The following is a 492-nucleotide window of genomic DNA, read 5'->3' as shown; positions in this document are numbered from 1 at the left end:
CCACCAGCGTTTTAACCACGCATTCGGGCGTGAAAAATTCACCGGCCAGCTTGCCCTCGTTTTCGGCGAATTTTCGCAGGCAGTATTGATAGGTGCCGCCCAGTATGTCCCGCTCGCTGCCGTGCTCAATCATTTGAATATTGGTAAACAAATCCACCACCTCGCCCAGGCGGCGCTTGTCCAGCTCCGGCCGTGCGAAGTTTTTCGGAAGGACATCCTTGAGCCGTTTGTTTTCCTTTTCGATGCTGCGCATGGCGCTGTCGATAACCGTGCCGATCTCCGGCGTATGGGCAGCGGCGGAAATAACGCTCCAGCGGGCGCTTGCCGGAACAAAAAAGATCCCCTCGGAGGCGTACTCGTCAATATCCTCCTCAAAGCCGTCGCCTTCCGCGACAAGAGCCCGGTATTTTTCATCGAAACGGTCAGAAATGTATTTAAGGAAAATCAGCCCCAGGACAACGCTTTTGTACTCCGAAGCGTCCATATTTCCCC

The 492-nt window shown here is 54.5% G+C and carries 1 protein-coding gene; it reads right to left on the bottom strand.

Features of this window, described 5'->3' with window-relative positions:
* A partial coding sequence (locus DPQ25_RS14385; protein ID WP_146740582.1) for a type I restriction-modification system subunit M N-terminal domain-containing protein occupies window positions 1–492 on the bottom strand: 492 nt, incomplete at both ends.

The sequence above is a fragment of the Hydrogeniiclostridium mannosilyticum genome (assembly GCF_003268275.1).
GTDB lineage: Bacteria > Bacillota > Clostridia > Oscillospirales > Acutalibacteraceae > Hydrogeniiclostridium > Hydrogeniiclostridium mannosilyticum.
The sequence above is the reverse complement of the archived record's forward strand: the minus strand, read 5'-3'. Positions and strand labels throughout refer to the sequence as shown.